The following is a 23954-nucleotide window of genomic DNA, read 5'->3' as shown; positions in this document are numbered from 1 at the left end:
CCGGCGTACGGCTATCCCGCGTATGGCTACGGTAACGGCGTCTACGGTGGCCAGGGCTACGGTTACGGTTACGGCTACTAAATCCTGTCGACGGAGTCCGTCGTGGTTTCAGAAGGGGCGCCCATGCGGCGCCCCTTTCATTTCTTCCAAACGAGTGATCGAAGTACCTCTGCATCAACATCAGTCCGAGCGACGACCATGCCGCAGCCGCCAAAGCTCGCTATTCGGATCGAAGACGATGACCGTCCCGGACTCCTTAGCATTTGGCATCTCTTAAGATTCGTTTCATCACGTCATCATTAGCGTGATAGAGGCGGGATGCGTGGCCTGGGTTTGCGCATTTGAGGCGACCCAAATTCGTAACCTCGGCGCGGCATCATATAATCGTGTACCGACTTGGCGGCGCCTCGAAGTGACCCAAATAACGTCGTCGGGCCAGGATACAAAGATGCGCAATCTACACCGCCGCGAATTGCTCGCGACCAGCGCTTTCATTCTATTCGGATCGACGTTCGCCCGGGCGGGCATCATTCAAGGCTCGCTACCCTGGGCACCTGGGGCCGGTGCTCCGCCGATCAGAGTCCTCCCTGGTCCATGGCATTTCTTCACGCCGGCCGAAGGCCGTGCCGTCGAGGCCCTCGTCGACCGAATGATCCCGCCGGACCCTGAAACGCCAGGCGGCAGGGATGCGGGCTGTGCGGTATTCATAGACCGCCAGCTGGCTGGGCCATACGGCCGCTCCGAAGGGCTCTACGTCAGCGGGCCATTTCGAACGGGGACCAAGCAACAGGGCGCGCAATCGCCACTTACGCCCGCAATGCAGTACCGTAAGGCGCTCGCCGAGATCGACGCGTACTGCAAGGCAACCTACGGCGGCCGTACCTTTGCCGATGTTGAAGACAGTGAGAAGGACAAGATTATCGGCGCGCTGGAAACCGGTGAGCTCAAACTTTCCGGCGTCGATCCCAAGGTCTTCTTCACAACACTGCTCAAGAACACGCGCGAAGGCTTCTTCGGCGATCCGATCTATGGCGGCAATCGCGACATGGTCGCCTGGAAGATGATCGGCTTTCCAGGAGCCAGATACGACTATTCCGACTGGATCGATCGTCACAACGAACGCTATCCGCATCCGCCGATCGGGATCACCGGCGCACCCTCCTGGTCACCACGCTGATCATCAGCGTCTGAAGGATTTCTGATGCGCAAGCTGCCGCACAAGGACGTCGTGATCATCGGTCTCGGCTGGACTGGATCGATCATGGCGCACGGTCTGGCGGACGCCGGTCTCGACGTGATCGCGATCGAGCGCGGCCCATGGCGCGACACCGCCACGGACTATCCACCGTCCTACGCCCCGGACGAATATCGCTACCGTATCCAGCATGAGCTGTTTCTGCGTCCGGCGCAGACCACCTTCACTTTCCGTAACACCATGAAGCAGGACGCCCTGCCGATCCGGAGCTGGGGCGCGTTCATGCCGCCGAACGGCGTGGGAGGCGGCGGCGTGCATTGGAACGCGGAGATGTGGCGGTTCGCACCGACCGATTTCGTGATCAAGACGCACCTGACCGAACGCTACGGTGAGAAGTTCCTGCCCGAGGACATGACGATCCAGGACTGGGGCGTCACCTACGACGAGATCGAACCCTACTACGACAAGTTCGAATACCTCTGCGGAACCTCCGGGACGGCCGGGAACATCAAGGGGCAGATCATGCCCGGCGGCAATCCGTTCGAGGGGCCGCGATCGCGCGCCTATCCGACGCCGGCGCAGAAGCAGCCCTACAACGCGACGCTGTTCGCCAAGGCCGCCACGGACCTCGGTTACAAGCCCTTCCCCCAGCCATCCGGAAACATGTCGCAGGCCTACACCAATCCGCTCGGCGTCGAGATGGGGCCCTGTACGTTCTGCGGCTATTGTGAATGGTTCGGTTGCGGCAACTATTCGAAGAGCAGCCCGCAGACCACGATCCTGCCGGTGCTGGTACGACAGCAGAACTTCACCGCGCGCGACAACTGCGAAGTGACCCGCATCCTGCTCGACGCATCGGGGAAACGCGCGACCGGCGTCGTCTTCGTCGACACAAGCGGTGAGGAATGGGAGCAGCCGGCGGACATGGTCCTGCTTTGCGCCTACACGATCTTCAACGTGCAACTCCTGATGCTGTCTGGCGTCGGCAAGATTTACGATCCCGTCGCCGACGAAGGCACGATCGGCCGCAACTTCACCCATCAGACCGTCGGTACGGCGACAGGATTCTTCGATCCCAAGAAGTTCATCTTCAATCCCTTCATCGCGTCCGGCGCGATCGGCATGTGCATCGACGAATTCAACAGCGACAACTTCGATCACGGCCCGCTCGGCTTCGTCGGTGGCGGATACATGGGCCAAGTCCAGACCAATGGCCGGCCGATCGAGACGACGCCGGTGCCGCCCGGAACGCCGACGTGGGGCGCCAAGTGGAAGCAGGCGGTCAAGGAGAACTACCAGAGTACCGTCTACTCCGGCTCCGGCGTCCACGGCAGCTTCTACAGCTACCGCGACGTCTATCTTGATCTCGACCCCGTCTACAAAGACCGTCTCGGCCGCCCGCTCCTCCGCATCACCATGGATCTCCATGACAACGAGCTGAAGATGAGCGCCTATCTCACGGACAAGTACGCCGAGATCATCAAGGCGATGGGCGCGCAGATGGTGGTGAAGAAGCCGCGGACCGGACCTTACGACGTCGCGGAGTACCAGACGACGCATCTCTGCGGTGGCGCCATAATGGGGACGGATCCCAAGACATCGGCGGTCAACCGCTACCTCCAGAGCTGGGACGTCCCGAACCTCTTCGTCCTCGGCGCGAGCAGCTTTCCGCAGAACCACGGCTACAACCCGACGGGGACGCTGGCCGCGCTCGCCTACTGGTCGCTTGAAGCCATCAAGACGCAGTACCTGAAGAACCCGGGGCCGCTCGTCCATGCGTAAGCTCTTCGGCGGCCTCTCGATCGTTTTGCTGATCGGCGCTACGACCATTGCCGGCGCCCTCTACGCCACGCAGCCAACCATGCCGCATGGGGCGATGGCACAGATGCACGTCAGCGAGCAGTCCTTCAGCCAGGTCGAGCGCGGTCGCTACCTCACGACCGTCGGCGACTGTGCCGCCTGCCACACCGACACGCAGGGAGGCGCGCCATTCGGTGGCGGCAGAGCGATCGAGACCCCGTTCGGCCTCGTCTTGGCGCCCAACATTACGCCAGACAGGGAAACCGGGATCGGCGGATGGAGCGACGCGGAATTCGCGAACGCGCTTCAGCATGGCGTCAGCAAAGATGGGCACATGCTGTACCCGGCGATGCCTTACGTCTATTACACCAAGGCGCACCGCTCGGACATCAACGCGATCCGTGCCTACCTGTCGACCGTGACGCCTGTCCACAACAAGGTCGTGGCGAACCAGCTCCCGTTCCCGTTCAACATCCGCCTCGCGATGCGAGCGTGGAACGCGCTGTATTTTCGTGCCGGTGGCTTCCAGCAGGACACGGCGCAAAATGCGGATTGGAACCGCGGCGCCTACCTTGTCCAGAGCTTGGAGCATTGCGGCGCTTGCCATACGCCAAAAAGCGTCCTTGGCGGCGACAAGACCAGCGAGGCCTTTCAGGGTTATGCGATCCAAGGTTGGTTCGCGCCGAACATCACCGGTGACATGCGCCGTGGCATCGGCACCTGGTCGGTAGATGACATCGTCGTCTACCTGCAGACCGGCCACAACAAGCAGGCCGCAGCGTCGGGGCCGATGGCGGAAGAAGTCGATCAATCAAGTTCGCGCATGCCGGTCGACGACTTGCGAGCCATGGCCGTCTATCTCAAGAGCATCCCTGGCCAGGATGACAGCGTTAAGCCGCTCGACGCTTCCGATCCAATGATGCAGGCGGGCCGCGCGATCTACGACGACAGCTGTGCGGCATGCCACAAGACGAACGGCGCTGGCATCGCAGGTCTTTTTCCGACGTTGCGCGCGGCACCTGCCGTTCAGTCGCGAGAGGCTACAAGCCTGATGCGGGTCGTCCTCGATGGCGCCAAGAGCGCGGCCACAGACAAGGCTCCGACCGGAGCTGCAATGCCGTCCTACGCTTGGCAACTCGACGACGCTCAGGTCGCTGCGGTCCTCACATACATTCGGAACGCGTGGGGCAATCAAGCGCCCGCAGTATCAGCGTCCGAGGTTGCGTCCATGCGGGCAAACCTTATGACGCAGCCGAACTAAAGAGAACGTCGGCAGGTTCCGCTTGAGTCATATTTCTTGGCTAGCGCCCTTCCTGTAATGCTTGTCGGCATGCAGCCATGCACGACATGGACCTTAGGACGCCAAGGCCTCGCTTTAGTCGGCGGCGGTATGTAGGCGCTTATACCAAGGCTCTCTAATCAGAACCCATGGGCCCAATCGCGCAGGCCGATGGACATAATGCGCCATGGCTGATCGGTGAGCTTGTTCCAGGCTTCGCAGCAGTGGCCGACGATGTCTTCGTAGGATGTGAACACGCGGTTCGAGAGCCAGTTGTCGCGCATAAATTGCCAGAGGTTTTCGACCGGATTGAGCTCCGGGCATTTGGGCGGTAGCGGCATGATCGTAATGCTGGGTGGCACGATGAGCTGGTTCGACATGTGCCAGCCTGCCTGATCGACCAACAGCACGGCATGCGCGCCCGGCGCAATCTCGGTGGCGATCTCGGCGAGATGCAAGGTCATCGCATGGAGATCGCAGCGGGGCATGACGAGGGCCGCGCCCTTGCCTTCCCTTGGGCAGATTGCGCCGAAGATGTAGGTCGAGGCTGTGCGTTGATCTTGGGGTGCCGAGGGCCGCGTGCCGCGTTTTGCCCAGCGCCGCGTGATCTTGTTCTTTTGTCCGATGCGCGCTTCGTCTTGCCACCAAACCTCTATCGCGGTTGGATCGATGCCCTTTTCAAGCGCGATCGCGTCCAGGCTGGCGGGGAAGTTTTTTTAAAATCCTCGATAGCGCCGTCGGCCTGCGCATGATGGCGGGGACGGGCCGATAGCTTACGATAGCCCATGGCGCGGAGCTCCCGGCTCAACGTCGGTTTGGCGATCGAGATGTCATGTTCGTCGAACATCCATTGGCACAGATCGATGATGCGCCAGCGCACGACGCCATGAATGGCTGGGATTGGCCCGCTCTCGATGATTGCCGCGAGCGCTGAGCGATGCGTGTCGTTAAGCCGAGACGGTTGTCCCGGCGCCTTGCGATCGACCAGACCATCTGGCCCTGAGGCGTTGAATTTGACCACCCAGTCACGGACGATCTGCAATGTCACACCGCCCATCGCGGCGGCTTGGGTGCGCGTTGCGCCATCATAGATCGCTGCCACAGCCAGAAGACGCCGGGTCTGCGGACCATCCTTCGACCGCTTGGCCGCCGCCCTTACAGCCGGTGCATTGAAATCAGATCGAAGCGCAACAGGCATGGCAAACCTCCCTGGTTCGCCATGTTGAATCAGAGCGCCGACAATTTGAAAATACCCGTGGGAGTCAAACTGTCAGAGACTTGGTATTACGCGGTGCATTCGATCAGGGCAGTGCAAAGCGAGTAATCGCTGTGGACGCGCGATCTCGAAGCCAAAGTGCTTCCCACCTGCCGCGAACTTGGCATCATCTTTGTGCCCTACAGCCCGCTAGTCACCTGGAACTGAAGTAAGGTACATTGTATTAGCGTCATGTTGCTCAGGGAGTGCAGCATGGCGAACGTGATCGGCCGTCGTACGGCGTCTTTGATTTTGACGAAGGAAGAACGCGCTTACCTGGAGCGTCAAGTTCGTGGGCGTCGTGTGGCGCGCTCGTTGTCGGAGAGGTGCCGGATCATCCTGCGCTGCGCAGACGGCATCGCGAGCAAGGTCGTTGCAGTCGAGTTAGGCGTGCACGAACACACGGTCGGCAAGTGGCGCCGGCGCTTTCTAAAGGATCGGATCGAGGGCCTGCTCGACGAAGCGCGGCCAGGTCGACCGCGATCCATCGATGATGATCAGGTCGCGGCCGTGATCGAGCGCACGTTGCGCGCAACGCCGAGCGACGCAACGCATTGGTCGATCCGCTCTATGGCCGGCGCGACCGGCTTCTCCCATACGACAATCCGTCGAATCTGGAATGCCTTTGGGCTGCAGCCCCATCGCGCAGAGACATTCAAGCTCTCGAGTGATCCGATGTTCGTCGACAAGGTGCGTGACATTGTCGGGCTTTACTTGTCGCCACCCAACAGGGCGCTTGTGCTCAGCGTCGACGAAAAGAGCCATCCAGGCCCTCGATCGCGAGCAGCCGGTTCTCCCGATGATGCCGGGCATGCCCGAGCGGCGCACCCCCTCCTATGTCCGGCATGGCACGACTTCGTTGTTTGCAGCGCTCGATGTCGCGTCCGGCTTCGTGATCGGCAAATGTTACAAGAGGCACCGGGCGGCCGAGTTCTTGGACTTCCTGAAGCAGATCGATGCTCGGGTGCCAGCAGACCTCGACGTTCACATCATCATGGATAATTACGCGACACACAAAACCAGTCTGATCCGATCCTGGCTGGCGCGTCGACCGCGCTACCACGTCCATTTTACCCCAACATCGGCGTCGTGGATCAATCAGGTCGAACGCTGGTTCGCCGAGCTGACCCGCAAGCAACTTCGCCGCGGCGTTCACACCTCAACCGCCCAACTGGAAGCCGACATCCGCGACTTCATCGAGCGACACAACGAAGCGCCCAAGCCGTATCGATGGACAAAATCCGCCGACGAGATCCTCGCCTCGGTGAAACGCTTTTGTCATAAAACCGAGCAGACACTATGCCACGCACTTTAGATTCAGGTGACTAGCACTACTTTGGCAGGTTAATGTTGACCGGCTCATCGAGGTTCTTCTCACAGTGAGGGCATCGCAGAGGCGGAGGTCGCGCGAAGAGGTCGAGTATGGCTTGCCTGATGGCCGGCATGCTGGGTTGCGGCGGCGGCCCTCCGATTCTTTTTTTTCCGTCCCGCTGCTTTGAGGCGGCGGGATTGAAGGAAAGCGTAGGCGATCATCGTCATCAGAGCGTGTCGATGTAATCCGATCCAAGATCGGCCCTCGAAGTGGTCGAGGCCGAGTTCTTCCTTGAGCTGCTGATGAGCCTGCTCACAGACCCATCGTGCCTTGATGGTGGCGGCGAGCTTTTTGAGCGGCGTATCGATTGGCAGGTTCGACACATAGTACTTCTGTTCCCCGGTCGATCTTCGTTCGCCGACAAGCCAGACCTCGTCGCCCGGCATGCATTGCATGCGATTGTCGAGCATTCGGTGCTTGTGGCCATCGGCAACGCGAACGCGGCGCGCTGCAAAGCGACATGTCAGGCGACCTTTGGTGCCGCGCCGCCACGTTATCTTCTGCCATGTCTCTCCTTCCAGCATCACGGCGGCGGAAACGGGCGCGCAGTCGGGGATGTGATACTGGCGTCGCTTGCCGCTCTTGGTGACGGGCAAGATCAACGCGACATCCGGCGGATAGACGTTCTGGCGTCGCGAAATCCCGACAGCCCACAGCAGGCCACGCTTGCTTAAAGCCTCGCGAAACGGGCCGCTCGATCCATACCCCGCGTCAGCAAGCACACAGCCGAAACGCACGCCGGATGCGACGACACGATCGATCTCTTCGATCGCGATCTCCGGCTTTGTCAGAGCAACCTGCCGGTCCTTCGGGACCCGTGCCCGTGTCATTCGCTCGGCATCCTCTGTCCAGGTCTCAGGCAGGAATAGCCGCAAGCCCACCATCACAGGCACTTCACGCGACGCCAAGGTCGTCGAGACCAGCGACTGGCAATTGGATGTCTTGCCAAGCGAGGAGGCGTATTGCGATGCGACCCCAACGGAGTGCTGCCCCTTCTTTGGCAGCGCCGTGTCGTCGATGACGAGGAAGCCCGAGCGATCGCCAATCAAGCGATCCGCTTCCTTTAACAGAGCCGCTTCGAGCGGAGCGCTCTCCCATACCCCTGAAGCAACAAAGTGATGAAGCTGGTCGTATCCGACATCATCAGTACGCGTAGCCATTGGCTGGACGCTTTTACGGTCACCGGGCCCGATCAAACCAGCAATGTAGAGCGGACACATCCTGCGCCGCGCTGGATGCGATAGCCCTGCCAAAAACGGCTCTAGCCACCGCTCCAGATCATTCCGCCAGGTCGCACTTGCCACCATCGCCAGTCAGCCCGTCAGTCAACACTGACCCTCGAATCCGCGACGATTCCAACTGTTCCAGTCAACCTGCCAAAGTAGTGCTAGACAAATGATGCGGTTTTTCGCCCGACTTTTGCCAGAGCGCCTGAGCAATGATCGTACTGATCCAGATACCGAGACCTTCGACCAGCGAGCCGGACCGCGCCGGCTATTGGCTTAATGATTCCAAACGTCGTGCCTATTCACGAACGCGAAGGCTTAACATCTCTCCAAAGAGAGAAGATCAATAGCGTTGCAATGACGATAGCGGCAGCGAAGCCATAAAGTGCCATGTTGTAGCTGCCGGTAAGATCATGGGACCGACCCGCGAGGATCGGACCGAATGCCGCTCCAAATGTGAAGGATGAAATACCGCAGCCGTAAATTTGCGCATAACTCCGCAAGCCAAACATGCGGCTCATCAAAAAAGCCAGAAGGTCGACCTCCGCGCCACAGCAGAGACCGAGCAAAAGCACCGATAGTAATGGCGCAAATCCTTGAGTTAGAAGAATGCTGGTCACAGCAGCCAACGAAATCAAACCGCCACCGACAAAAGCCGGCGAAAATCGATCGACTAGCACGCCAAGCGATATCCGACCCACAATGATCGTATAACCAAGCATTCCAACCATTGCCGCTGCGGCGGCCGGCAAAAAGCCGCGATCGATGAGAAGCGTCGGTAGGTGAACGATCAGTCCACTGGCAACCATCGAGATAAGAATAAAAGCTCCGATAACGCGCCAAAACATCGTCGTGTGAAGGGCTTGCTTCATCGTCATTCCGAGGTGGGTCGCGATCAAGCTACCACGCTTCGATTCGCTTTGAAGAAAAATGTACGTCATTGGCAGACCGATGAAGAAAACTGATCCAGCTAACACTTGGTATGCAATCCGCCATCCTAAGTGAGCGATGATCTGATTTACGATCATAGGGGCGATAATCGCAATGATACCAGTCCCGCTAAGCATAATCCCGAGCGCAAGTCCGCGACTGCGTTCAAACCGTCCGGCGACAGCGCGAGTCCAGACGACCGGCGAGGTACCCGCTCCTAGGAAAGAGAGAGCAAGCCAAGCGACATAGTAGCCAATCACGGAATGGCCGACGAGCGACGCGCCGATAAACCCAAGCGCAAGGCCTAATTGGGAGATAAGAGCGACGGAACGAAAGCCGAATTTATCCACTGCACGTCCGACGAAGGGAGACATTACCGCGGTACCAAACATGAGGCACGTGATCCCGCCGGAAACTTCCCCCCGATTCCAGCCAAAAGTTTGGACGAGCGGTCGAACGAACTGTCCAAAAGCAAAGAAGGGTAACCCCGTTATGCCAAGTCCGACACCAAACGTTGCGGCAAGCAGTACAGGCCAGCCGCGCGCAAATTCGCTAGACTTGGCATCTATTCGCGTGACCGCGTTCAGCGTTGCATTCACTGCGACAGGCGACGTGGATGCATCCATCATTCTTCCCTCTCAAAACGACCGATCTGACGCGATTATCCTTCAAGTTTGAGCACAACGCGTGCCAAAAGAAAAGCTTTCAAGAAAATAGAGATAGCCTGAGGCTATCGACAGCCTGGATATTTGGTCTTGTCGGATGCACTCACAATGCTAGGCTCTGCGTACGCCGTAAATCAGGACCTGTCATGGATTTGCAGAAGATTATCGTTGCTGACACAAATGTGAATGTCTTTGTAGGCGGACATGGGAAGCCATTGCTGATCCTTCACGATGAGCGAGGATTTGACGAGAATGCTGAGCATATTGTAGAAATGTGCAAAACCCGACGACTTGTGGTGATATCTATTCCCGGTTTTGACGGTTCCGAATTGCCAGATTGGGTCGATACTGTCGACGACTTATCCTATATTTGTCTTTCGGCGCTACAAAGTTTAGGTATTTTTGATATCGATGTGCTCGGATGCTCTATTGGCGGGTGGATCGCCGTCGAGATGGCGGTCAAGATGCCTAACCTGACGACAAAGTTGGCTCTCTGCGGTCCGCTTGGGATTAAAACAGGGCCCGTCGCCAAACTCGACATTCCTGACATTTTTGCCGTCAGCCGCGATGAAGCCGATCGAATCCTTTTCTGTAATCCGCGCAAAGCGTTCGTCGATTTAGAGTCTTTGTCGGTCGAGAAGCTGACCGCAATGACCCGAAACCGAGAGACCACGACGTTGCTGGGTTGGGAACCGTATTTCCATAACCCCAAGCTGCGCCGGAGGCTCCACAGAGTAGAATGCCCGACGCTGTTTTTGCACGGTGCTGAAGATAAGTTCACGTCGCGGTCCTACATTGAATCATATGCTTCACTGATCCCGTCGGCTTCGATAATCGAAGTCGCAAAGACGGGCCATTTCGTGCATCTAGAAGCCCCATCAGTCTTTGTGGACCATGTATTGCGCTTCTTCGATGAAAAAACAGACTGAGGAGGGATAAATGAAAGCCTGGTATTTTAGCGAAACAGCGTATCCTTTTCTTCCGCCAGAAGACACCTACAAGTCGATCCGTGTGACGCTTCCAAGCAAGCACTACGATCCTAGGACAGGCGCCGATCTGTTTGATCGATACTTCAAAGAGTGGATGGTCGCTGATGAAGAGGGCTTGAACTTGATGATCAATGAACATCATCAGACCCCAACCTGCGTTAACCCAGCGGCGCCTGTTACGATGGGCGCCATCGCGCGATTGACGACAAAGGCTCGGCTTTTGATTTTGGGCAATCCAATAGCCAACCGGCGCGATCCCATTCGTGTTGCTGAAGAAATGGCGCTTCTCGACATCCTGTCGCACGGCCGACTTGAGGTTGGCTTTGTCCGTGGGGTCCCCTACGAACTGGCGGCGGCGAATAGCAATCCAGTTCGCAGCAACGAGCGAATGTGGGAAGCGCTCGACCTTATCGTCAAGGCTTGGTCGGAACATGAAGGCCCCTTTACTCATGAGGGCCGTTATTTTCATCATCGAAGCGTCAACGTCTGGCCGCGGCCTTATCAGCAACCCCACCCTCCAATTTGGGTCAGTGCGACCAGCCCATCTGGGGCTGCAAAGGTCGGCACGCGGGGATATGTTCAGGCAACGTTCCTGACGGGCCGCAAGAGCACGCCGCGCGTCTTCGACTCATACCGTCGGGGGTGGCGGGAGGCGGGCCATTCCGGCGATGTGCCGTTGGATAGGCTCGCGTATTCGCCGATGATCTACACCGCCGATTCCCAAGCGAAAGCGACGCAGGGCGCAGAAAAGCTGCTTTGGTATCTAAAGGCAAACAAGGTACCCGATCATTACCGCAATCCACCCGGATATCTGCCGGTCGAAGCAAATGTAAGCATCATGCGCGGAGCGCTTCCTCAACTTGCTGCATCGATTAAAGACATGACTGTCGAAGCCGCGATAGAGGCCGGCGTCCTGTTCGCAGGGACGCCAGATCGAGTTCACGACCAGATCGTCCGCTTCTATGACGACGTCGGTGGGTTCGGTCATCTTTTGATGCTTGGACAGGCCGGTCTTCTCGACCACGCTGAGGCCGTCCATGGTATCCGCATGTTTGGTCGAGAAGTCCTTCCTCGACTGGAGGCGACGTTGCGAGACCGCCCCCTGCGTCAAAGTGCGGCGTGACATCAAAGGTACGTTAATGACGGATCATGGCTCGACACGTATCAACGAGACGATGCAACTGCGTCACGTCAACGCTTTGATAGCCGTGGCCGATACAGGAAGCCTCCGAACCGCAGCAAAGCGCCTCGGAATTGCGCAGCCGTCTTTGACCAAGATCATCCGTGAAATTGAAATGATAATGGGCGTCCCGCTTATTGAAAGGACGGTGCGGGGAAGCATTCCAAACGAGTTCGGCCATATTCTTCTACGGAGAGCCCGCGCCATAAGCGAGGAATTCAGGCGAGCCAAGGAGGAAATGGATCAACTCGCCGGTGTCGGTGGCGGCTCGGTAACAATCGGCTTATCCGCCGGCGCCGCCCTCCTTTTGTCTGACGAAGCCATAAGTGGCTTTATGAAGGCGAATCCTGATGCGCAAATCAATGTTCGTGAGGGGCTTTTCGATCAGCTTGTAAATGGGGTGCGCCAGAATCGCCTCGACTTTTCGGTGGGAGGCTTGCCTCTCGGGGAGACCGGCAGCGGCGTCGAAACTGAATTGCTGTTCCAAAACAAGATTGTGCCGGCTGCCCGCCGAGGGCACGGACTGGCTAAAGCGCGCTCGTTCGAAGCGTTGATTGGGAGCAATTGGGCTCTCACAAACGACGAGCCAACATTCTTTAAAATGCTTGAGGAGCATTTTCAGCAGCTGGGCCTTGCCATGCCGCAGGTACTTTTGAAATGTGAGTCATTTTTTACGATTCTACAGCTGGTCCCGCAAACCGACCTTATCGTCGCGATACCGCAGAGTTTGCTCAGGCATCCGATGGTCGAAGAGCGGCTGATCGCGATCGATGTGAAAGACAAGTTTCCTTACACACAGTTTGCGCTCGTGCGAAAGGCTGGAGCTCGCTTGACTCCTCTTGCCGAACAGCTAGCTGGCCACGTTCGGAAGGCTGCAAAAAAGGTCGCGGGGTCGTTCGAAGTCGACGCCTAGAAATCCGAGTCTTTACCGTGTAGTTCGGCCGCGTCTCCTGGTAGCGCAAGCCGTCCGATGTCGGCAGGCCTAATATCGAATAGGGACCGTAATTTAAATGCAGGAAAGCAGTTATTCAAACGGTTTGCTGGCTGGGCAAACTTACAGGTCAATATCAGTAGACGGTGTTCGTACATCCTATTTAGAGGCAGGCCTTGCGCATAAAGCTGCCAAGCCAACTGTTCTTTTGCTGCATTCCGGCGAGTTCGGAGGTTGTGCCGAATCGTCGTGGAATAAGAACATTCTGAGCCTTGCCCAGGACCGGCATGTTCTCGCGCCCGACCTCTTGGGCTTCGGAGACACTGACAAGATTTTCGATTTTAGTGGCCAATTCGACAGGCGCATTCAGCACCTTCGCCGCTTTATCGAAATTATGGACGTGTCCGCTGTGCATTTGATCGGCAGTTCGATGTCTGGAGGCCTAAGCCTGGCAGTGGCTGCCCGCGAAAAACCGGACTGGCCGATCGTAAGCGTCCTCTGTTGTTCTGGAGCAGGAGCGGCCCCAGACAATGAGGCTCGGGCCGTTTTGAACAGCTATGACGGTTCGCTTGAGCACATGCGGCTCATAGTTCGAGCCATGTTTTATGATCCCGCGTGGGCAGACGACGAAGTTTTTGTCCGCCGACGCTGGGAGTGGAGCCGGCGCCCCGGCGCATGGGAAGCAACTGCTGCAGCTCGCTTCAAGCCGCCGTTTCTGATCGGCGTCCCCGCGAAACGCGAACGTGATTCAATCAACTATAGCTTGATCAAGGTGCCGGTGCTTCTGTGCGTCGGCCGCCACGATCAATTGCGAGTGCCTGGATACACCGACGCCTTTTTACCAGAAATCCCGAACGGTCGACTGCATACATTCGAGAACGCCGGGCATCTCGCAAATATTGAATGCCACGATGAGTTTAATCAGGTTGCCGGAAAATTTCTGAACAGCGTCGACGACGCGGCTTGAACACGTAACGCAAGGACGATCAGATGATCCCGAACGACGCCTACCCCTATGTTCCGATGCCTGACCGCGGCCCTTTGCACTTTCCGAACGGCGCACGGATCGCCATGATTTTCACGATCAACATGGAAACCTGGGAAAAGGTCCGTCCTGGACACAAGGCACCAATGTTCCAAGGCCCAACGACCCTCCCGGCTCCAGTACCTGGAGAGGTCTTTGACTCAACAAATTACACTTGGCGCGAATATGGCCAGCGGGTTGGCGCTTGGCGCTTGTTCGACGTCTTCGATGCTGCCGGCATTCCCGCATCCTGCACGTTCAACGCTCTCACAGCCATCAACCGACGGCGGTTGGTCGACGCCGCAAACGAGCGAGGCTGGGAGCTGGTGGCTCACAACTGGGCACAGTCCGATGTTTTGAGCGACTATGCCATGAATCCCGCGGGAGAAAAGGACATCATCGACCGAACCCTCGACATCTTTCAAAAAGTAGTCCGGCGACCAGCGAAGGTTTGGCTGTCCTCCGCTCTTCGCAGTAACTTTCAGACCCCCGACTTTTTGACGGAGCGTGGAATTGTTGCGTTCTGCGATTATCTCAATGACGATCAACCGTATTTGATTGCCACGAAGAACGGCCCTTTAGTGGCGACACCTTATTCGAACGAGATAAACGATTTTACCCTTTTTGCGCGAGGAAACGCATCGCCTGATGTCGGCCTTACAGTGCTTAAGTCGTGTTTCGACGAACTATACCGTGAAGGCCAGGGCAGCGGGAGGATTATGAACTTCGGTTTGCATCCCCACGTTATAGGGTTACCCCATCGTATTGCCCCGTTGAGAGATTTCATCGATTACGTCAAGAGTCACTCTGATGTCTGGTTCTGCAGTCGAGAAGAATTAGCGACCTGGTACATCGCAAATCACAAAGATCATATTCCAGGGCAAGACGACTGGAATCCAGATCGGCATTCTGCAGAGTAGCTAAGCTGGCCTTTCATTTTTTCCCGCCAATCGGCCGTAATCATAGGGCCGGTTGCAGCTGCGCCTCGCTCGCACCGCTAGCTAAGGATGGTTACTATGGCCGCGGACCAAATTTTAAAGGGCAAGACAATTGTTTTGACGGGAGCGGCGCTCGGGCTTGGACGCGTGATGGCGTTGGCACTTGCCGAGGCCGGTGCAAACATCGGTGCGCTGGATCTCGCTGGAAATGCTGACGCTTTACGGGCACTCGTCGCAGAAGCAGACCAAAAAGGTGTAGCGCGACGAATTCTGCCGCTTTTTGCCGACGTTCGGAATTTTAGCGAAGTCGAAGTCGCTGTTAAACAGCTGGAGCATCAGTTCGGCGATCTTTTTGGCCTTGTAAACAACGCTGGACTGGGAATGCAAACTATTGGGCCTGTCCAGGTTGGGCCGTGGAAGAAATTCTACGAGGTCGGGATCGAGAACTGGCAAAACGTGATCGACGTCAATCTCATTGGTCCCTTCGTAGTCACCAAGTCAGTAGCGCCACGACTCGTCGCCCGGGGGCGAGGACGGATCGTCAACGTAACGACGGGTATAAGGACCATGCAGACGGAGGGCTTCTGCCCATACGGTCCTAGTAAGGCCGGTCTTGAAGCTGCTTCCGTCATTTGGGCGAAAGATTTGAGGTCATCGGGTGTGACTGTGAATGTGCTTCTACCAGGCGGCGCTGCCGATACGAGAATGATCCCTGATCACGAAATTCCAGATCGAACGCAACTGGTGTCTCCTCTCATGATGGCCGCTCCGATTGTCTGGTTGATGAGCGATGGTTCGGAAGCCGTCACGTCGCAGCGCTTCAATGCCGCGAAATGGAATGATGCTTCGACCCTCCAGGATAATTTACAGCAAGCCGCCGCACCGGCAGGTTTTTCGTTTTGAACACAACTAGCATTTTCAAAACCTTCGTCTCCGATCGCGAGCCGAAGGCCTTTCCTATTCGAAGATCAGGCAGGCTAAGGGTGTTTCCATGAACAGCAAGCCATTCGTAGTGAGTTTGGAAGAGCATTATTGGGACGAACGGTGTCTCGGACCCATCAGCCTGGCCGCCAGTGCAGGCTCGCTCGAGATTGGAAGAAGGCTCGCCAACGTCGGTGAGGAGCGGATCCAATCAATGGACGAGGCCGGAATTGACATGCAAGTCTTGTCGCATACTGGACCCTCGGCCCAGGCATTCCCGAAGGACATCGCCGTCGAAAAAACGCGGCGCCTCAACGACAATCTTGCTGAGACTATCGCACGATATCCATCACGTTTTCTCGGGTTTGCAGCGCTTCCAACTATCGATCCAGAAGCAGCGGCTCTGGAGCTGACGCGATGCGTCAAAACCTTAGGGTTCAAAGGGGGTATCGTATTCGGCCTGACCGACGGTCATTTCATTGACGAAAAGCCTTTTTGGCCAATATTTGCGGCTGCCGCTAACCTCAACGTGCCCATCTATTTGCATCCGGCGATGCCCCATCCAGCTGTGACTGCAGCGTATTATGCCGACTACGAGAACGATTTTCCAATGTTAACGCGCGCAGCATGGGGTTTTACCGTCGAAGCTGCGACGCAGGCGGTTCGACTAATCGTAAGTGGCGCCCTACAAAAATATCCGGGCTTGCGCATCATCCTAGGCCATCTTGGTGAAGGCCTCCCGTTTCTCCTGTGGCGGATCCAAAACACACTTGTCAGCAAGCAGGGCGTTCCCGTTGATATACAAAATGTTTTTAAAACTAGCTTCTATTTGACTACAAGCGGCTTCTTCTCCACGCCTGCCTTAAAATATGTGATCGAAGAATTTGGATCAGATCGCGTAATGTTCTCTGTGGACTATCCCTTTATGAGCAATACGCGGGCTACTGATTGGATCAGAGACGCTAAAATAAGTGAGCCTGTGCGCCACCAAGTCATGGGCGGGACCGCAGTACGCCTTCTTCATATTCATCCCTGAGGGTCTAATTGTTGCTCCTCGCAACGTGAATATCGCACACTAATCTGGCGCCAAAGACTACTATGTGTATCGTGGCGCCAAAGACTACTATATGTCGCTGATCGGCGACTTTTCGTTATATGTACAATGGAAGACGAAGGACGCCACATGAGCGAAAAGCCTTATATCGTGGGTTTGGGCGGGACTACACGTCCGGGGTCTTCTTCAGAACGAGCGCTGTCCTTAGCGTTGGCCGCAGCCGCCATTGCCGGTGCTCGCACATGCCACCTTACAGGCTGCGATCTTAACCTTCCGATCTACGACCCGGGCATGGTCGTGCCTGAAGGTGCGGCATGCGTTTTGATCGAAGCGCTCCGACATGCTGACGGCATCATCATTTCTTCGCCGTGCTACCACGGCGGCGTGTCCGGAATGCTAAAAAACGCGCTCGACTACACTGAAATGATGCGTGCCGATGAACGTGCATACTTTGATGGCCGTTCCGTCGGCGTAATTGGAACTGGCTTTGGATATCAAGGGCCGGGGACCGTCGTCCAGCAGCTGCGGCAATATACGCATGCTTTGCGCGGTTGGAATGTGCCCCTTGGCGTCGCGATAAATTCAGCAGTAGTCAAGTTCGAAGCGGACCGGTGCAGCGATCCATTTATTGCCGGCCAGATCGAAACCATGGCGATGCAGGTCGTCTCGTTTTGCGGATTGACTCGGCGCCTGCTGGCTTGAGAGGGCTGGCCTCGAACAGGCGTTACAACGCAAGATCCACCAATGTGCAAAGGTTGGCTAATCATGGATTACCGATTGTTCCGGAAGGTTTCGGCTTCGACGGCATCTTTAGTGCCGGCAATCCTTACCCTCTTCGGTGGACCGATCCATGTTGCGCGCGGGCAGGCGCTGCAACCGTGGCGACATGCCATTGTTGAAGAAAAAGGTGATGCCGGGATAGTTCTGATGGCGGGAGAACCAGCTATAGCATCGAGACATGGTTTAAACATCGATTATGTTCCTCTCAAAGTAGACTCTCTCGCGCTAAAGGCACTCCTTGCCGGTCAGGTCGACAGCTTTGAGGGAAGCCCCGGGGGGGCGATTATAGCGGCTTCAAGGGGGGCCGACCTCAAGGTGCTTGGATGTTACTGGCCTACGCTGTCCTACGGTATCTTTACCGCTAAAACAGTCACATCCCTTGAGCAGCTTAAAGGAAAAGCATTTTCGATCGCCAGCCCTGGTTCGCTGCCGGACTTGGTTACTCGTGCTGTCCTTCAAGAGAACGGGATTTCAGCTAATGAGGTTGGTTTTGCCGCAACGGGGGGCGATACTGACCGCTTTCGTTTTCTAGAAACGGGCATGGTTGGAGCTGCCGCGCTATCGACTGAGTTTGTTCCTGCGGCGGCGCAGCATGGCTTAAAACTGCTGGTCGATGGCCGTACGCAGCTGCCAAACTACCTGAGGCTATGCACCTACGTCACCGGTGCTGGTTTGAAGCGTCGACACGACGCGACCGTAGCGTTTCTAGCTTCGCAGATGGACGGCGTTCGGTATGCGCAGCTACACCGTGAGGAAACCATCGCGCTAACCCGCCGCGCCCTCAATGTCGACCCCAGCGATCCGCGGCCCTCATACGTTTACGACGAAGCAATCAAAGACAACCTGCTTGATCCAACTATGCAATCGCCGGCCGCCAAGCTGGAATGGATGCAAAACCTGTTAAAGACAACAGGAAATCTTACTGACTCATTTGATATCCATGAGATGCTGGACGCATCAATCCGTATTGAGGCGCAGAAGCAGACCTTTATAAAGTAGAACGCGGCAAGGCTTGCGAGTTCGGCGTGAGGCGAGCCTGAACGAGGCTGATCGAAGCTCGGCTCGCAAAATGCCGATTGTGAGAATCACGAATTACCAAGCCAAGCGGGCCTTTCTCTTGCGCAAATTCGTGCGTGACCACCGACCGTTCGACCTACCGGCGGCCATTCGCGATCCGCTCCTGAAAAGGCTTCAGCTTGCCAGGTCCGGATGAGGTAGCGGCGTTGATCGATTGATCGACGTCGATATGATTTTTCTACCCGAGGCTCGAATCGCAATTTCGACGGGTGGCTTCGAGCCGTCCCACGTAGGGCCAGGGCTTAGTTGTAATAAAATGTTTAGCAGCGCGTCGCGATCCTATTGCGCAAACTGGCCGGCTTGTTAGCTCCAGTCCTCGAGGATGGGGTCTTCTTCGATCGCTTGCTTCTCCCCGCGGATTTGCGCCGGTCGGGCGGGGCACCAATTGTCGCATCGACGATCTGCCCACCCCTGCGAGGTGACCGCAGCCTTCGCCGCAGCGTTGAAGCGCGCGAACAGCACCGTAACCGCGTGCTTGCGCTCGACTCAAGCTGACTTCAGCGCCCAGATCGCCTTGGCGCCCGGTACCAGGTCGACGAAATGAAAATCAAAAAGCCCATCAAAGAGAGTCGATCCTTGATCACCCGCAGCGTACAGTGCATCCATCGTCTGCATCGAGAACCCTAAACATGACATATCAAAGACTGTGACGACGGAATTTAATGCGCGCAATGCCGCTGCCTCCGAACAGGAGCTTCCTAGTTCTTGAACTCCAAAAGTGTTTACTCTGGTCCTCATTGAGCCCCTAGGCGCGGCATGCCGAGCGTTTCTGGTAGAAAAGCTGAGAGCGCAAGGCCGATGAACACCGCGTGCCTATTGGCGGCGGTCGGGGTGAAGCCGACTTGGTCTGGGTTGATAATGTAGGTAAACGAGGGCTTCAAGGTCACGCCAGGCGCGACGGCCACTCCATAATTAACTTCGATCGTTCCTTCCGTGCTGCTTGCGGCCTGCGCCATGCCGTGGAGGTGCAACGTTGAATTCACATATGCGGTGTAGGCATTATCGAGATGGATGATATTTCCAAGAACGTTGAATGTGTCATTTGGTCGAAAACCAAAAGGCCCACGATAGGAAATTCCGGCGAAGTAAGCATTATCGATGTTTGAGTTCCCGCTTGTTTGTATGTTTGCGCCGGTAAAGAGCGTTAAATTGCGTTGGGTGTCTAGGTCAGGACGATAAGCCACTTGCTCTGCCTGAAGCCAAATACCGCTCTTGCCATGATCGAGACGAGGCGCACCACCAAAGGTCACGCGATTACGGCCAGCAGCGTTGGCCAAAGGATCGTTGTAATCACCCGTATCGACGTCCGCGCCGAAGCTAAACGCGCGGGGATAGGCTTCGTCCTTAAACGTGGTTCGGTAACCGATCTGAACCGGAACCGTTACGCCCCGGATCTTCTCCGGCCCCCAGTCTTCGCCGGGAAAACCGAGGTGTCCAAGTAACGCCAGTGATGGCTCATCCTCGAAGGCGCCTATATTAAAATAGGCGTGATGTGTCAGGTCAATCTTTGCGACGGCTGCGCTCGATGCCGTAAGGTAGGAGGGGTAGCCTTTGGTGTAAGCGTAGCCAGCCGGGAGGCCGCACGTGGAATAGATGAATTCGCAATAGACCGGGGAATAGTCGAACTCCGTTCCGACGGGAACGCGGCCCACGCGGATATCCAGCCGATTGGAGAAAAAGCTCTGTTCGTACGAGAACTCGTTCAATCTTACAGCTGCGATGCCGCCGAAGGCGCGATTATACTCATAAAGCGAACCCGAATAGTTTGTTGCACTCAGTCCCGCAAGTTCGTTGAGCAGAATATGGAAGGAGCCGCCCGAAATGCCGGCAATCTTGTTCATGTCGAGATCGACGCCAAAGAGGTTAAAGCCTTCGTAGAAAGCGCCCTGCTTTCGGCCGCCTGAGGTGTCTCCAATTGCCTGTTGCAGGGTCCGCCCCGTCAAATAGATACCCTGGTCCGCCAGATCTCGACCCAATGCTGCACCCAGTGGGCGCAGGTTGAACAAATAACCATCTGGCGTGCCGCTGTCGGGATAGGGCGAGCTTGGCTGTGACGGCTTTGTCAAAGGTGAGTCATTTGTTCCGTTACTACCTCTTTGCGCCTGCTGGGCGCTGACTGAGTCAATGCTGACCGTCAAAAATGACGCCGCGACAATAGATTTGTAAATTTTCATTAAACGCATCGCGTTCTCCCCTTGGTCCGCTAATCCCCACCGATGACCAAAGGTCATTACTGATGACGCGTCACCATCAAGGCATAGATCGTGCCATCATGTCCGACAATCTTTCAAACTGGCAATCTTGCGCTTCGTTTCCCGGGAGCAACATGGCAGAATAGGGTTTGAAGTCATGTGCAGTCGGCATATATAGCTTCAGACTATCGTTGCGACAAAAGTATATACTCGTGTTCCACATTTCGTTCGTCCTAAATTCATCGAGACTATCCGGCTCTCGCATCCGCTGCGGTCCCATCCAAAGATCGAGGTCGCCCCAAACGGTGCTACTTGGCGTGAAATCGGGCGAGATGGCTTGCATTGGCAACGGTCGAACGCAGGCACGCTTGCACATTGTGAGGTCGCGATAGCGCGGTGTTTTGCGGATTGATTCAGCGCGCGTGCAGTCCAATGAGGTCGGCAGCGCGGTGCTCCTGATTGCGGATAGGCCCAGGTAGGGCGCGTTTTGTCGTGAAGCGGGTTAGACTGCCTCTGCTTCAACTTTAACGTCAGCTATTCAATTCTCACGGATCGAAACCAGTCGGGCTGCTTCCGGCCAAAACAAGTCGTTCGTGCGCCAGCCGACTGCAGTGGGCCGGAGGTCGCGTTGAGGTTTGGCTTCCAATCTTTTGGCATTTATGCTTGCCATGATCTTTATGTTTGCCACGATAAAGAATGGTTGCCTACTTCGGCGTTTCAACGTCAGCTTACATCAAGGTAAAACGAGCATTACTAGCAGATCTTCGACAAACCAGAACACTGCTGGCGCTTCCAATCTGCCCGCGCTTTGACAAGCAGGCGTGCCTGGCTCAAAGCGCTCGCTCAAGGCCGGGCAGGTCTATCTGCCCAAGGAGGCAGAGTGTTCGGTGATTAGTCGGTGACTTCTGGCTTTCGCGAGTGAACGTTTTACGGAACATCAGGAGGTGTACGATTCTGCGTTCGGGGTCGCTGGCGCGGTGAATAACGCCGAACAGGCGTTCGCATGACACAGCTCTTGTATTAGCGCGTCACCTTAATCGCGCCGCCGAACATTTCCTTGAAGCCGATCGTGAAGTGGCGGATGAGCGGATTTGAAGTCGTGGCAACTTTGAAGGAGCTGGTTTGGCCCGGCATGAGCGGCTGGTACTCGATCATCGTGCTTTCGGATTTGACGAAGGTGCCTGCCTGATCTTGAAAGCGCACTTCTGCCATGACGTTTTCTAAGCGTTCGCTGGAGACGTTGCGGACTCCACCTTCGCAGATTTCATAGCCGTACTCCTTGCGGCAGCTGTGACCGAGCAGGCGAAGCGCGGGCACGTCAGATGTGAGGGAGCTTGCGCGACCCACACTCGGCTCGCCCGTTAGGCCGGCGACCGTGCCGATGAAGAAGCCGGTCATCCAGGCGCGAGTCGTAGGTCCGCCGAGGAAGTAGGCCAACACGCACAGGGCTGCGCCGAGCTTTACGAGATTGGCAAGGATGTCCCGCATGGCTATGTTGACGATGATGCGCTTGTCAGGGCTCACGTAGCTCTCCCGGTCGATCAACGCGGTTGTTGCCGGTCCGGGGCGCGAATGCCGCTTTCGCTATCCAATAACACCCTGGGTGGCCTTCCAGCGCCACACAGAGCCCTCGGAAGTCTCCTCCTGCCCCTGCGGTCTGGACAGTTGCCTTCGTGCCCTTTGTGACCGCCAGGCAAGTCCCTGATGGTTCTGCCGCGGGATGGACCTTGTCGTCGGGCGACACGGTCTGCTGGCCAGACGTCGAAACCTCGTCGATGGTCTTGCAAGCCCGAGCGTCCACTTTCGTAGTGACGGCAACAGGCTCCTGAGGTGCGCCGTTCTTTGTGTCGGTGGCGCTATCGCTCGGCACCAGCTCGCTCAGCTCGCCTGGAGCGACCTTACGAGCGTGTGGCAAGGCACTGGCGTCCTCCAGCGCGCTCTGTTCTAGGCTGGCGATAGCGTCTGCTTTGGCCCTAGCTTCGTCACGGGCGCGGCCAGCGCGTTGAATCTCGGCGTCGGCGCGCCTTTGCGCATCTCGAGACTCCACTTCGGCTTTGGTCGCTTCGTCCTCAAGCCTCGAAACTTCAGCCTCTGCGGAGGCCTTCGTCTGAAGCCTCGCTTGGGTGGCTTTGTCGACACGGGCAGTGGCCGACCGGCGTCGCGCCTCAAGCTGTTGAGCTTCAGCTTGCGCTTGGTCCTTCGCCTGGGCGACGATCCTTGGAATTTGCGAAAGGAGCTTGTCGGAGTCCTGCTTGATCTCATCGAGATTGTAGGGGTTGCCACGTCGCGCCGAGGTCATCTCGCAGGTGGCGAGAACAGTCTTCAAGGACGTTAAATCATCGTCGGTCCAATCTGCCGCCGCTTTCCCGAACGGCGTGCGTATGTCCTGGCCAGCCAAGACATATGTCAGCGGACTCTCCGGCCCTCCGCAGCCACCATTCCCAGCAATGTAGAGCTGGATGAAGTTGTCTGCGGCAAGAGCTTGGTGAGGCACGAGCAAGCTGCCTACGAGTGCGCACGTTCCGGCGTTTAGGCGAGTGGAGACGTTAGCCTTGGGCATAACACCGCTTCCTGTCGACGATAAGTCACACCGCAAATCACTCCACCGTGGCCTCCAGTCAAGTCAAATGTCACTCATCGTCTGTAGATCAATCGTCGACAGCCGGTTCGTCATGGTCCGGTGGACATACGAGAACGACTCGCCCGAAATCTTCGCCGCCTCAGACAGGAGAAAGGCTTGTCGCAGGAAAGCTTTGCCTTCGAAGCGCAGATCCACCGCACCTACATCAGTGATCTCGAACGAGGTGCACGCAATCCGACAATTACGATTGTGGAGAAGCTGGCTCGTACGCTGAAGGTTAGTGCTAGCGTATTGTTGGACTAGGGAGTCGTAAGATTGTGGGCATCCAACGTGCTTCTGGATGTCGGAATTCTTGAGCCCCGCCTAACTCATAGCCGTAACTTTGTCCTGACCTACTCGCCGCTTCTCGCCTTTGTACACGCACCTAACTTTGGCTCTGACTCAATCTGCGTGCAGTTTTCGGCAAGCGTGAAGGTTTCTGATTCGGGAGCCACTGATGTCACGAAGATGCGCCCGCCTATTTCTGCTTCCTGAGGGTCTCGACGTGGAGCGCGTCGTCCAGCAC

20 protein-coding genes and 2 pseudogenes are annotated in these 23954 nt (G+C 56.8%); 15 read left to right on the top strand and 7 right to left on the bottom strand.

Annotated elements, in window-relative coordinates; genetic code table 11:
* Nucleotides 1–448: 448 nt before the first annotated feature.
* From GSQ79_RS27180 to GSQ79_RS27170, 3 genes are read left to right on the top strand one after another with little or no spacing between them, the layout of a single operon-like run.
* A complete protein-coding gene (locus tag GSQ79_RS27180) occupies nt 449–1177 on the top strand; it encodes a gluconate 2-dehydrogenase subunit 3 family protein (protein ID WP_158811868.1) in 729 nt (242 codons plus the stop codon).
* Nucleotides 1178–1198: 21 nt separating this feature from the next.
* A complete protein-coding gene (locus GSQ79_RS27175; RefSeq protein WP_158811872.1) occupies nt 1199–2977 on the top strand; it encodes a GMC family oxidoreductase in 1779 nt (592 codons plus the stop codon).
* On the top strand, nt 2970–4256 hold the full coding sequence (locus GSQ79_RS27170) for a cytochrome c (RefSeq protein WP_158811867.1): 1287 nt from the start codon (nt 2970–2972) through the stop codon (nt 4254–4256). The genes GSQ79_RS27175 and GSQ79_RS27170 overlap by 8 nt, the downstream gene beginning before the upstream one ends.
* Nucleotides 4257–4414: 158 nt before the next feature.
* On the opposite strand, the gene GSQ79_RS27165 is transcribed toward GSQ79_RS27170, so the two are convergent.
* Nucleotides 4415–5472, bottom strand: a protein-coding gene (locus GSQ79_RS27165) for an IS630 family transposase (RefSeq protein ID WP_158811866.1) whose coding sequence is annotated in 2 segments (ribosomal slippage) — nt 4415–4965 and nt 4965–5472 — 1059 coding nt in all. Because the reading frame shifts where the segments join, the coding sequence is not laid out codon by codon here.
* A gap of 87 nt (nt 5473–5559) precedes the next feature.
* Here GSQ79_RS27165 and GSQ79_RS29975 point away from each other — a divergent pair.
* Both GSQ79_RS29975 and GSQ79_RS27155 read left to right on the top strand, forming a co-directional pair.
* Nucleotides 5560–5682, top strand: a pseudogene (locus tag GSQ79_RS29975) (aldo/keto reductase); the annotation flags it as partial.
* A 60-nt stretch (nt 5683–5742) separates the two neighbouring features.
* Nucleotides 5743–6844 (top strand): annotated as a pseudogene (locus GSQ79_RS27155) (IS630 family transposase).
* A gap of 59 nt (nt 6845–6903) precedes the next feature.
* Here GSQ79_RS27155 and GSQ79_RS27150 read toward each other — a convergent pair.
* Together GSQ79_RS27150 and GSQ79_RS27145 are read right to left on the bottom strand one after the other, a co-directional pair.
* Nucleotides 6904–8208, bottom strand: a complete 1305-nt coding sequence (locus GSQ79_RS27150; protein WP_158811865.1) for an IS701 family transposase — start codon at nt 8206–8208, stop codon at nt 6904–6906.
* A gap of 221 nt (nt 8209–8429) precedes the next feature.
* Nucleotides 8430–9686: an MFS transporter gene (locus GSQ79_RS27145; protein ID WP_158811864.1), complete on the bottom strand. Its 1257-nt coding sequence runs from the start codon at nt 9684–9686 to the stop codon at nt 8430–8432.
* 182 nt (nt 9687–9868) lie between these two features.
* Here GSQ79_RS27145 and GSQ79_RS27140 point away from each other — a divergent pair, with 182 nt between their 5' ends.
* The 9 genes from GSQ79_RS27140 (at nt 9869) to GSQ79_RS27100 (ending at nt 18538) form a co-directional block, all read left to right on the top strand.
* Nucleotides 9869–10651, top strand: coding sequence for an alpha/beta fold hydrolase (locus tag GSQ79_RS27140; RefSeq protein ID WP_158811863.1), 783 nt, complete (start codon nt 9869–9871; stop codon nt 10649–10651).
* 10 nt (nt 10652–10661) lie between these two features.
* On the top strand, nt 10662–11834 hold the full coding sequence (locus GSQ79_RS27135; RefSeq protein ID WP_158811862.1) for an LLM class flavin-dependent oxidoreductase: 1173 nt from the start codon (nt 10662–10664) through the stop codon (nt 11832–11834).
* A gap of 16 nt (nt 11835–11850) precedes the next feature.
* Complete coding sequence (locus tag GSQ79_RS27130; protein ID WP_158811861.1) at nt 11851–12804, top strand: LysR substrate-binding domain-containing protein; 954 nt, start codon at nt 11851–11853, stop codon at nt 12802–12804.
* Nucleotides 12805–12901: 97 nt separating this feature from the next.
* A complete protein-coding gene (locus GSQ79_RS27125; RefSeq protein WP_158811860.1) occupies nt 12902–13789 on the top strand; it encodes an alpha/beta fold hydrolase in 888 nt (295 codons plus the stop codon).
* A 23-nt stretch (nt 13790–13812) separates the two neighbouring features.
* The gene (locus tag GSQ79_RS27120; protein WP_158811859.1) at nt 13813–14766 is read left to right on the top strand and encodes a polysaccharide deacetylase; all 954 of its coding nucleotides are present in this window, start codon (nt 13813–13815) and stop codon (nt 14764–14766) included.
* A 96-nt stretch (nt 14767–14862) separates the two neighbouring features.
* Nucleotides 14863–15687 (top strand): SDR family NAD(P)-dependent oxidoreductase, encoded by an 825-nt coding sequence (locus tag GSQ79_RS27115; protein WP_158811858.1) that lies wholly within the window; start codon nt 14863–14865, stop codon nt 15685–15687.
* An 88-nt stretch (nt 15688–15775) separates the two neighbouring features.
* Nucleotides 15776–16741, top strand: a complete 966-nt coding sequence (locus GSQ79_RS27110) for an amidohydrolase family protein (RefSeq protein ID WP_158811857.1) — start codon at nt 15776–15778, stop codon at nt 16739–16741.
* Nucleotides 16742–16888: 147 nt separating this feature from the next.
* Entirely contained in the window at nt 16889–17461 is a 573-nt protein-coding gene (locus GSQ79_RS27105; RefSeq protein ID WP_158811856.1) for an NADPH-dependent FMN reductase, read from the top strand.
* A gap of 63 nt (nt 17462–17524) precedes the next feature.
* Nucleotides 17525–18538, top strand: a complete 1014-nt coding sequence (locus tag GSQ79_RS27100) for an ABC transporter substrate-binding protein (RefSeq protein ID WP_158811855.1) — start codon at nt 17525–17527, stop codon at nt 18536–18538.
* Between the two features lie 564 nt (nt 18539–19102).
* Here the strand turns inward: GSQ79_RS27100 and GSQ79_RS30140 are convergent.
* The 4 genes from GSQ79_RS30140 to GSQ79_RS27085 form a co-directional block, all read right to left on the bottom strand.
* Nucleotides 19103–19231: a hypothetical protein gene (locus GSQ79_RS30140; RefSeq protein ID WP_256379056.1), complete on the bottom strand. Its 129-nt coding sequence runs from the start codon at nt 19229–19231 to the stop codon at nt 19103–19105.
* Between the two features lie 119 nt (nt 19232–19350).
* Nucleotides 19351–20799, bottom strand: coding sequence for a carbohydrate porin (locus tag GSQ79_RS27095; RefSeq protein WP_158811854.1), 1449 nt, complete (start codon nt 20797–20799; stop codon nt 19351–19353).
* Between the two features lie 1029 nt (nt 20800–21828).
* Nucleotides 21829–22332, bottom strand: coding sequence for an FxLYD domain-containing protein (locus GSQ79_RS27090; protein ID WP_158811853.1), 504 nt, complete (start codon nt 22330–22332; stop codon nt 21829–21831).
* A complete protein-coding gene (locus tag GSQ79_RS27085; RefSeq protein ID WP_210253236.1) occupies nt 22322–23134 on the bottom strand; it encodes a hypothetical protein in 813 nt (270 codons plus the stop codon). Before GSQ79_RS27085 ends, GSQ79_RS27090 begins: the two co-directional genes overlap by 11 nt.
* A 354-nt stretch (nt 23135–23488) precedes the next feature.
* Here GSQ79_RS27085 and GSQ79_RS27080 point away from each other — a divergent pair, with 354 nt between their 5' ends.
* Nucleotides 23489–23692: a helix-turn-helix domain-containing protein gene (locus GSQ79_RS27080; protein ID WP_158811851.1), complete on the top strand. Its 204-nt coding sequence runs from the start codon at nt 23489–23491 to the stop codon at nt 23690–23692.
* The last annotated feature ends 262 nt before the right edge of the window (nt 23693–23954 follow it).

It is taken from the genome of Beijerinckia sp. L45, assembly GCF_009765775.1.
In the GTDB taxonomy this organism is placed as follows: domain Bacteria; phylum Pseudomonadota; class Alphaproteobacteria; order Rhizobiales; family Beijerinckiaceae; genus RH-AL1.
The sequence above is the reverse complement of the archived record's forward strand: the minus strand, read 5'-3'. Positions and strand labels throughout refer to the sequence as shown.

Bases quoted from the DNA above. Each gene is read 5' to 3' on its own strand.
- GSQ79_RS27110 (WP_158811857.1), top strand. From the start codon at position 15,776: ATGAACAGCAAGCCATTCGTAGTGAGTTTGGAAGAGCATTATTGGGAC.
- GSQ79_RS27130 (WP_158811861.1), top strand. From the start codon at position 11,851: ATGACGGATCATGGCTCGACACGTATCAACGAGACGATGCAACTGCGT.
- GSQ79_RS30140 (WP_256379056.1), bottom strand. From the start codon at position 19,231: ATGCAGACGATGGATGCACTGTACGCTGCGGGTGATCAAGGATCGACT.
- GSQ79_RS27120 (WP_158811859.1), top strand. From the start codon at position 13,813: ATGATCCCGAACGACGCCTACCCCTATGTTCCGATGCCTGACCGCGGC.
- GSQ79_RS27145 (WP_158811864.1), bottom strand. From the start codon at position 9,686: ATGATGGATGCATCCACGTCGCCTGTCGCAGTGAATGCAACGCTGAAC.
- GSQ79_RS27180 (WP_158811868.1), top strand. From the start codon at position 449: ATGCGCAATCTACACCGCCGCGAATTGCTCGCGACCAGCGCTTTCATT.
- GSQ79_RS27135 (WP_158811862.1), top strand. From the start codon at position 10,662: ATGAAAGCCTGGTATTTTAGCGAAACAGCGTATCCTTTTCTTCCGCCA.
- GSQ79_RS27105 (WP_158811856.1), top strand. From the start codon at position 16,889: ATGAGCGAAAAGCCTTATATCGTGGGTTTGGGCGGGACTACACGTCCG.
- GSQ79_RS27095 (WP_158811854.1), bottom strand. From the start codon at position 20,799: ATGCGTTTAATGAAAATTTACAAATCTATTGTCGCGGCGTCATTTTTG.
- GSQ79_RS27100 (WP_158811855.1), top strand. From the start codon at position 17,525: ATGGATTACCGATTGTTCCGGAAGGTTTCGGCTTCGACGGCATCTTTA.
- GSQ79_RS27150 (WP_158811865.1), bottom strand. From the start codon at position 8,208: ATGGTGGCAAGTGCGACCTGGCGGAATGATCTGGAGCGGTGGCTAGAG.
- GSQ79_RS27115 (WP_158811858.1), top strand. From the start codon at position 14,863: ATGGCCGCGGACCAAATTTTAAAGGGCAAGACAATTGTTTTGACGGGA.
- GSQ79_RS27170 (WP_158811867.1), top strand. From the start codon at position 2,970: ATGCGTAAGCTCTTCGGCGGCCTCTCGATCGTTTTGCTGATCGGCGCT.
- GSQ79_RS27140 (WP_158811863.1), top strand. From the start codon at position 9,869: ATGGATTTGCAGAAGATTATCGTTGCTGACACAAATGTGAATGTCTTT.
- GSQ79_RS27125 (WP_158811860.1), top strand. From the start codon at position 12,902: ATGCAGGAAAGCAGTTATTCAAACGGTTTGCTGGCTGGGCAAACTTAC.